General features: G+C 60.6%; 10 protein-coding genes and 2 pseudogenes. 1 reads left to right on the forward strand and 11 read right to left on the reverse strand.

Annotated features, from left to right (window positions below):
• The first annotated feature begins 681 nt into the window (after positions 1-681).
• Positions 682-861 carry a hypothetical protein gene (locus B7Z76_RS15170; protein WP_291345014.1) on the forward strand — a complete coding sequence of 60 codons (180 nt, stop codon included), beginning with the start codon at positions 682-684 and terminating at the stop codon, positions 859-861.
• Between the two features lie 2 nt (positions 862-863).
• Here B7Z76_RS15170 and B7Z76_RS15175 read toward each other — a convergent pair whose 3' ends face one another.
• The 11 genes and pseudogenes from B7Z76_RS15175 to B7Z76_RS15220 form a co-directional block, all read right to left on the reverse strand.
• On the reverse strand, positions 864-1,613 hold the full coding sequence (locus B7Z76_RS15175) for a tetratricopeptide repeat protein (RefSeq protein ID WP_291345015.1): 750 nt from the start codon (positions 1,611-1,613) through the stop codon (positions 864-866).
• Positions 1,614-1,691: 78 nt separating this feature from the next.
• Positions 1,692-1,997, reverse strand: a complete 306-nt coding sequence (locus tag B7Z76_RS15180) for a hypothetical protein (protein WP_291345016.1) — start codon at positions 1,995-1,997, stop codon at positions 1,692-1,694.
• 370 nt (positions 1,998-2,367) lie between these two features.
• On the reverse strand, positions 2,368-3,330 hold the full coding sequence (locus B7Z76_RS15185; RefSeq protein WP_291345018.1) for an AAA family ATPase: 963 nt from the start codon (positions 3,328-3,330) through the stop codon (positions 2,368-2,370).
• A gap of 6 nt (positions 3,331-3,336) precedes the next feature.
• Positions 3,337-4,266, reverse strand: a pseudogene (locus tag B7Z76_RS16370) (bifunctional DNA primase/polymerase); the annotation flags it as partial.
• On the reverse strand, positions 4,266-4,433 hold the full coding sequence (locus tag B7Z76_RS15190; RefSeq protein ID WP_291345020.1) for a hypothetical protein: 168 nt from the start codon (positions 4,431-4,433) through the stop codon (positions 4,266-4,268). The gene B7Z76_RS15190 and the pseudogene B7Z76_RS16370, both read right to left, overlap by 1 nt.
• 111 nt (positions 4,434-4,544) lie before the next feature.
• Entirely contained in the window at positions 4,545-4,727 is a 183-nt protein-coding gene (locus tag B7Z76_RS15195) for an AlpA family transcriptional regulator (protein ID WP_039887790.1), read from the reverse strand.
• A gap of 31 nt (positions 4,728-4,758) precedes the next feature.
• Positions 4,759-5,490: a hypothetical protein gene (locus B7Z76_RS15200; protein ID WP_291345023.1), complete on the reverse strand. Its 732-nt coding sequence runs from the start codon at positions 5,488-5,490 to the stop codon at positions 4,759-4,761.
• Complete coding sequence (locus B7Z76_RS15205) at positions 5,487-5,756, reverse strand: hypothetical protein (RefSeq protein WP_291345024.1); 270 nt, start codon at positions 5,754-5,756, stop codon at positions 5,487-5,489. Before B7Z76_RS15205 ends, B7Z76_RS15200 begins: the two co-directional genes overlap by 4 nt.
• Complete coding sequence (locus tag B7Z76_RS15210; protein WP_291345025.1) at positions 5,753-5,950, reverse strand: hypothetical protein; 198 nt, start codon at positions 5,948-5,950, stop codon at positions 5,753-5,755. Before B7Z76_RS15210 ends, B7Z76_RS15205 begins: the two co-directional genes overlap by 4 nt.
• A 154-nt stretch (positions 5,951-6,104) precedes the next feature.
• Positions 6,105-7,367, reverse strand: a complete 1,263-nt coding sequence (locus tag B7Z76_RS15215) for a site-specific integrase (protein WP_291345026.1) — start codon at positions 7,365-7,367, stop codon at positions 6,105-6,107.
• A 231-nt stretch (positions 7,368-7,598) separates the two neighbouring features.
• Positions 7,599-7,828 (reverse strand): annotated as a pseudogene (locus B7Z76_RS15220) (hypothetical protein); the annotation flags it as partial.

The raw sequence follows: 7,828 nt of genomic DNA on the forward strand, positions 1-7,828 counted from the left end.
GCAGCACCGGAAGCCTCGCCCCGCTACCTACGAACGCCACCATGCCCAGCAGGCGAGGCATAATCCCGTTTCCATAGGATCGTGAGACGTCACCGGCACCGAACAGCTACGGCACCTTATCCCCTCGGGGATATGTGCAGTCTCAAAGTATGAGGTTTCGTCAGGTGACGCGCCGCCTTGTGTGGCGTCGATAATCTCGAATGATATTTCCAAAACACGCCTCAAATTCAGAAAAAATATCAGGTAGGTCGATCTAATACGCTCTTTTAGATTTGGCGCATGATATGATTAATTTCTGATTTACGGAACATTTATCTCCGCAGGGCGCGCGGCCTCGGCGGCGGATCAGGCGGCGAGGTCTCACCGGCCCGGCAACTTTGGGTCCTGCACCCAGCCATGCGACCGGCGGGGATTTCGCCCGCCCTGTCTCCGGCTGGGTGCAGGTCCGCAAAACCTGTCCGCAGTCCGCACCGGGCGCGGTCCTGTTTATCGGCTGGGACTTTTCCCGTCGCCCCCCGCGCGCGTTCAGTTGCAACGGTTTGTTGTGCGAGGTGTCACGCCTTAGCCGGTATGGACACGCGCGCGGCGGTTACTCGTTGCTCGTCCGTCCTACTTCCCCCCCAGTCGATCAGGCTGATAGCCTCGCACGCGATTGTCAGGATTTCCGCGCCTTTCCCGCCATTGGAGACGCTTCCACCCGGCGGCGGTCAGGATCGCCCCTATTTCGGCGGGCGTGACGTTCCAGGCGGGGAACGCGGCACGGCAAGCGGCGTGCAGGGCGGGTGTCGCAACCCGCCCCTCGCCGGATGCAGCGGCCAGCGCGCGGGCCAGCAGCAGCACAACCCCGGCATCGGCCTTTGAACCTATTGGGGCTTCCATGCTGATGCCCGCCTCTGCGCATCTGCCAATTCAGCAGACGTCATCATATGAGCCACAGCGTCCCGAACGGACGCCGCTCCCTTGATGCCCTGGGCCGCGGCCAGGTCAAACCAGAAATAGGCATCTTCATAATTTTGTGGGACGCCTAGGCCTTGTTCATACATGTAGCCGAGATTGAATTCCGCTTCAGCATACCCTTGGTCAGCAGCTTTACGATCCCAATAGGCGCCCTTTGCGTAGTCCTGCGGCACGCCTTGGCCCAGATTATACATGTAGCCGAGATCATTCTCCGCTACGGCATTCCCTTGGTCAGCAGCTTTACGATACCAATAGGCGGCTTTTGCGTAATCCTGCGGCACGCCTTGGCCTTGCTGATACAGATAGCCGAGGCGGCCCTCCGCTGCGGCGTTCCCTTGGTCAGCAGCTTTACGATACCAATAGGCGGCTTTTGCGTAGTCCTGCGGCACGCCCCGGCCAAAGTTATACATAATGCCTAGATTAATCTCCGCTGCAGCATAACCCTGCGCAGCGGCTTTTTTAAACAAAACAACCGCCTTTGCGTAATCTTTAGGCGCTCCTACACCTTCGACATAGTCAATACCGAGATTTGTTTCGGACAAAACGTTGCCGTGATCGGAAGAATTTTTGAGTCGTGTGAGAGATTTACTCTGTGCAAACCCCACTGAAAAGCATGCACACACAACTGTAGCAGGAAGAAGGGAACGAATTTTCATCGGCGATTTCTCATGTATGTGGTCGGGCAAATTGCGGGTCTGTCTGCCGCCGATTGTGCCTTGTAAGCGAAACGATCTTCAAGTCAGAACCTCCCGCACCGCCCCAGCGCCAAGGGGCGGATGGCACGCCATGCAGCGCCAGCCCTTCGGCCTCTCCGCCTCGCACCACCAGGACGCACCCCGGCAGCACCGGCACCGCGCGCCGGGCGTCGGCTGGATCGTCGCATCAGCCCAGCTTACCGGCATATCGTGCGGCACCGCCGCCGCCGGGTCTCCCTCCGCGATTACGGCGGCCCGTTCGGTCGCGTCATGCGCGGCGTCGTTCGGGTCTCCGGGCCAGCACGCGGAGCATATCCACCCCTCGGGATTAACCACCTCGATCATAGGACCGGACGCGGCGCAGCAGTGGGAGCAAGAGGCAGAGTTTATGCCCCTTTTCTCATCGATTCTCACCGCTTTCTCATTGCCATGAGAAACGTGAGAAATCCTTCCCGGAAAATTCTCATCCGGTATCGTAACGATACCCCCCATGAGAATCCCTGAACCCGGCGGATTTCCTAGGTTTTTTGGCGATTTTCTCACGTTCTCATCCCCTAGAGAATGAGAAATGAGAAAATGCGAGAATCCCCCGCCCCCCTCGGGTGAGAATTGGCGGAAACCCTCACTTTTCTCATGAGAAACCGAATGAGAATTTTCATGAGAAAGCCGCGCGGCGGTGATCAGGTCCGCCCGTCGCCGGGCGGCTTTCAACAGGTCAGGCATCGCGCCCGCCTTTGTCGTAATCCGCCTTCCACCGATAGACGGTTGCGGTTGAGACGCTGCACGCGGTCGCTATCTCAGCAGGCTTCGCGCCCTGCCCGAACATCTCCCAGGCGAGGGCTTGCTTGCTCTTGGCAAGCGGGGTGACGTGCCAAGCCGCGCCAGCGTCGGTAAGCCGCAAGGTCGCCTCAAAAGGTGCCGCATCCTCGCCTTGAAAGCCGCGCGCCTTCTCAAAGTGCCAGTGAAACCGCGCCCCTTCCGTCGCCTCGTATTCCTCGGGGCGGCGAAGGGCTATCACGGTGTCGAGGATATCCTCCCGCCGGGAGGTCCCGCGTTGTTGTCCGCCCTTTCCGGCGTGATGCACCAATAGCGTTGACGTGCCACGGCGGCGGAGAGACAGAACAAGGTCTTGCAGCGGTTGCCACCCGTCCGCCTCGTTTTCCTTGTAGCGGGCGAGGCTGGATAGGTTGTCCAGCACGACAAGCGCCATACCTTCAGACAATTCCTCGATCAGCCCGCGTCCGTCAGGTGAAGCAAGATCAGGCAATCCATCCCTGAAATGGTCCGCCGGGAGAAATTGCAGATAATCGGCGGCGGGCGGCTCCCGGCCCATGCCTAGCGCAATGGCGGCTAGTCGCTCTTGGAGCGTGACCAGCGGCATTTCACCGTCAACGAATAGGACGCGGCGCGGCTCCGGCGCGCGGCCCTGTAGCGCCTCGCATCCGGCGGCAACGGCATAGGCGATGGATAGGCTGATCCAGGTCTTGCCGATACCGCGCGGCGCATAGACCATCGCGCTCCCGGCTTCCGGCAGATACGGCCTCAACAGCATCCGGCGCGGCGGAATGTCCATTGCCAGCAGGTCCGCCGCCGTGATCGGCTTCGGTCTCGGTCCCTTTGGAGCATTGCGCGTAATCTCGGTCGGCTTGCGCCAGCTAGGCAGCGCCTCGCGGGCCATGTGAAACAGGCTCCCGGCTCCGATCTCGCCGGGCGGGGAGCGGTGAAAACCCTCCCAGGCAGTGCGGCAGCTTGCCGGGTCATGGATTCCATCCGTTGCGCGCGCGGACCATGCGGACCATGCGGCGAAACCCTCGGGGCTTCCGCTCGTCGCGTGCCAGGTCGCAAGCCCGATCCGTGACCACCTATCCCAATCCCGTCCGGGATTCGGAATAGCGGCGAGGGCGGCGGCAACGTCCAGCGGATCGGCGGAAGGGCCTAGCGCGCTGGGGATATGCGGGACATCAGCGGCTTCCGTTGCCTCTCGCGGCCCGGCGGAAGGCTCCGCCCCGATCATGCCCCCAGCGGCCTCTAGGAACGCGCTCAGGGCGGCTTCCGTGATCGGCGGCAGATCGGTGCGGGGGATCGTATCGAGCGGGCTGGGGGACCATTGCAGCGGCACCCCGGACGGATGCAGCCCGAACGCGACAAACTGCTTCCCCCTCCCCAAAACCTCGATCCTGCATGAATGTTCACGGGAGTGATTCGGAGCCTTTACATCCGGCGTCCCCGGTTCCCCCTCGGCAGCCCGATAGACCAGCAGCACGCGGTGGGTATTGGAACGGGAGCGGGTCGGGGCTTCCCCCAGCATTTCTACGGCCAGCTTGTGCAGCCGGTCGGCAAGGTCCGGGTCGTCAACGTCGATATCAACGGCGCGGAGACCGTCACACAAAATTCCGGTATTCCGCGCCCGCGCATGGGGACTCGCCACACAAGCGGGTGGTTCTTGCCGGGCGGCGTTCTGCCAGCCAATGCCCATTGGTTGCTTGCCGGGGGACTTGCCCGGCTCATCGATATTGTAAACCGGCACCGGCTTATATCCTCCCGCCCATAGACGGGAGCGGAGGGCGGTAACTGCATCGAGGTCAGGCGCGGCGGGGATCGTGATTCCGTCCATCAGCGCGCCTCCCGCCGGTCAAGCCGGGCGAAGCCGGTCATCCGGTTTTCAGCCTTGACAATGCGCGCCCAGATGCAGGGGCGGGCGGTTTTCGGCTTTACGGTCAACGTCCGCTTGCGTGGGCTTTCGGGGTAGCGGGTAATCAGGGACTCGGGATAGCGTGTCATTGAAAAATCCTTAGATTTTTCCTTGCTTTCTCCCGCCTCGGGTCGTATCTCTTGCTTGTCAGTGATACGAATTTCCGGGGCCGGTTCCGCAAGGGATCGGCCTCTTTTTCGTCAGGCGGCGTGCTGGGTTTCGATGCGGCGCGTGACATACGCAGCCAGATCGGCGCGGCGATACAGGACGCGGCGAAGCCCGATCCGAACGCGGGGAAGGTCCGCAATCCGGTCTAGCGTCCGGTCAGAGATTTTCAGGAAAGCCGCCGCTTGCTTGCGGTCCAGTAGGTCGGTCTCGGTCATGTTATTTCCCTTCGATGGAAACCATGACGGCCTATTTACCCATACTTTTTTCGCGTTTCGCCGACGAAATGGCGCGGGATTTCGTCGATATTTTCTTTTGTTGTTCAAGCCAGCGGGTAACGCCAGCTTCGTTTATGTCCCAGCCCTGATATCGCAGGGCTTGCACCAGGACATGCACAAGCGCACCGCCGGGATTAATGCTCAGAGGTCTTGTTCGCCCGGCACGCGCCCAGATTTCTTTAGTGTATTGAAAAATCCAATGACCATCCCCGGCCCATTCCCGCCTTACCCCCTTTCTTTCTTTCAATTGGACAAAGTATTTTTGCCATTTATAGTATGGTTTTATTTTTATAAATGCCTCTTTTAATTTTATAAAATCTTCTACTTCCTGAATATGTAGATCATTATCTAATATGGACCCATCTAATTCGTCGTTTTCCAAAACAAGTAAACGATTATCAATGATTTTTTCAAAATCGTTTATTGTTTTTATCTCATTTTTATCGGCTATTCGTATATTTTCCAATAATTTGACTGGATTTAATTTTAAGAATTTATGATCTTCCGCGCTTTTTCTGTTGTATTGCAAATATTGTGCAAGCGGATATGTCATCTCCGGCGTAGGCCACGGCGTCCCATTTGGATGACGAAACCACCCTGCAACCTCTTTAAGAAATTCCGGGGACGGCTCTACCGTTTCCCAAGCCGGACGGCGCGCAACCGGCAGGGATTGCTCCCCGCCTTTTCTCTTGCCCCCGCTCATGGCTGGGTCTCCCGCTGAACAATCGTGATCGCTTCACGGTCAAACTTGATCCGGTCGAGGGCATCGCTTGCGGCCTCTATATCGGCGGCCAGCTTGTCAGCGCACCACCCGGCAGCGTTGCGCGCGGCATCTGCCCCAGCACCGCCGCCGCGATACTGGCCCATAAGCAGCCGGATTGCCTCGGCACCGTCCGCGCAACGGATCAGGGCGGCTTCGGCGTCATAGACCAGCCGGGCGGCCTTGCCCGCGATTTCCGGCCCGCTCATGGCACCGTCTCCGCGACCGTCCGCTTGATCGCCAGCACCGCCGCGCGGGCCACAAGGGCGCGCTGTAGCGGCGTGGCGGCCATTGCGCGGAGTTCGGCACCATGACGGGCCAGGACGGCCTCTAGCCCGCCCAGCGTGGCAGGATTGCCGCTCTCAGCCGGTTTTGTGGTATGGATCGCTTGATCCTGTCTCATAGTAGCCTCCAACTGCTTACGGGATCATCGCCGGGGGCGGCACCACCCGCCTCCGGCACTCCCGGCTTGCCGCTGCACCGCGCGGCCCGGCATCCCCCCTTTTGTCAGTTTTGGCAGTCCCTCATCTGGGGGATAGAGAAAAATTTCATCCCGCTCATTTCCGCCGCCGCCTTAGCGGCACCACCTCAGCGCCTTTCTTTTCGCCCCCCATCGCTTCCAGCACCGCCCCTGCCACCTGATCGGCAGCGGCCAGCAGCACGGCATCGGCGGCATGGGTGTATCGGCTTGTGATCGTTCCCAGCGAGTGCCCCAGCAGGGCGGCGGTCGTCGCCTCACTAAGCCCCAGGTCGGACGCAAGAGACGCGGCGGAATGACGCAGCACATGCGGGGTAATGTCAGGCGGAAGCCCGGCAGCATCGCGCGCCCGGTTAAATGCCTTCGGTAGCGACCGGATCGGCCCACCACCATGCGCGGCGGGGAATACCCACTCGCACCCATGCACGCGCGGCAGCTTGTCGAGTATGTCGAGGGCGGCATGAGGTAGCGGGCGGAGAGAGCGGCCCGTCTTTGTTTCGTGCAGGATTGCGGTCCTGCGTTCGGTGTCGAGTTCGGCCCATCGCAGATTGGTGACTTCCCCCCGTCGCCAGCCAGTGAGAGCGAGAAACCGAATAGCGGCGGCGGCAATGGGGCTTGTGGTCTCGATCTTCACCACCCCCTCGGCCAGCGCGCGATATTCTTCGGTCGCAAGGCGGCGCTCCCGCTTGCGGTCGGCAAACCGGATGACGCCACGGGCGGGATTGCCCTCTCGTATGCCCCGCTTCATCGCATAGGTCAGGATCGCCCCCAGCAGCCCGACAGTCCGGGCGGCGGTCCCCTTGCCTCCCCTTGGCGGTTGCCCCCGCCCTGCCCCGCGCGGCTTGGCTGTAGCCCCCGCCGCTACACGCTGCATGAAGGTCTCGATATCGCCCATTGTCAGGCTTTCAACGGTCTTGGCCCCGATCAGCGGCTTGATATGCGCCTCGATCCGGCTCCGATCCGTCGCAATCGTGCTTTCTCGCTTCGGGCGGCGGGCCTTCGATAGCAGCAGCGTCGGGGCAGCTTCCATGTAGGCATCGCACAATTCGGCAACCGTCATGGGTGAGGTCTTATCCGGCCTCTCGCCGCGCGGGTCCTGCCCGTCGCGGATCATCAAACGCCAGCCGGTCGCAACCTTGCGCGCGTCGTCTATGCCGTAGTCGCCCCGCCCATGCCTTCCGATCCTCATGAGTATCTGGCGACCATGCACCCGGCCCTTGAACACAAAGACCGTATCGCGCGGCCCCTTCATCACGCCCAGCCCCCGGACTTCGCTATCCCAGAGGGTCGCACCAGGCGGCAGCTTGTCGATTGCGGCGGCGGTGATCTTACCGGAAGGCATGGCGCTATCCCTGTCTGGTATCGGATTTACCGATTCGATACCATGACAGAGGATGACACGGAAGTGCAGAGTTAGACAGTCGGCTCTATAACTCGGCTTTTTACAACGCTTGGCGGCTTATGACGGCTTAGATTACTGCCCTCCGAAGGCAAAGGTCGCGCGTTCGAATCGCGCCGGGTCCGCCAATTTTTTCAATATGTTATTTGACGCGCGGCACTCGTCATCGTCGTGCTATGAACCGCGCCGGGAATCCCGGAGGCCATTTTGTTTGACTGAGGCGACCATAGCCAGCTCGTTCAGTTGTTCATAGTACCTCGCCTCGGCCTCAGCGGGTGGAATATTGCCAATGGGCTCGAGGAGGAGGCGGTTGTTGAACCAGTCCACCCATTCGAGTGTGGCGAATTCCACTGCTTCTGCATTCCGCCAAGGGCCACGAGGGTGGATGACCTCGGCCTTGAACA

Source organism: Acidiphilium sp. 20-67-58 (assembly GCF_002255515.1).
GTDB lineage: Bacteria > Pseudomonadota > Alphaproteobacteria > Acetobacterales > Acetobacteraceae > Acidiphilium.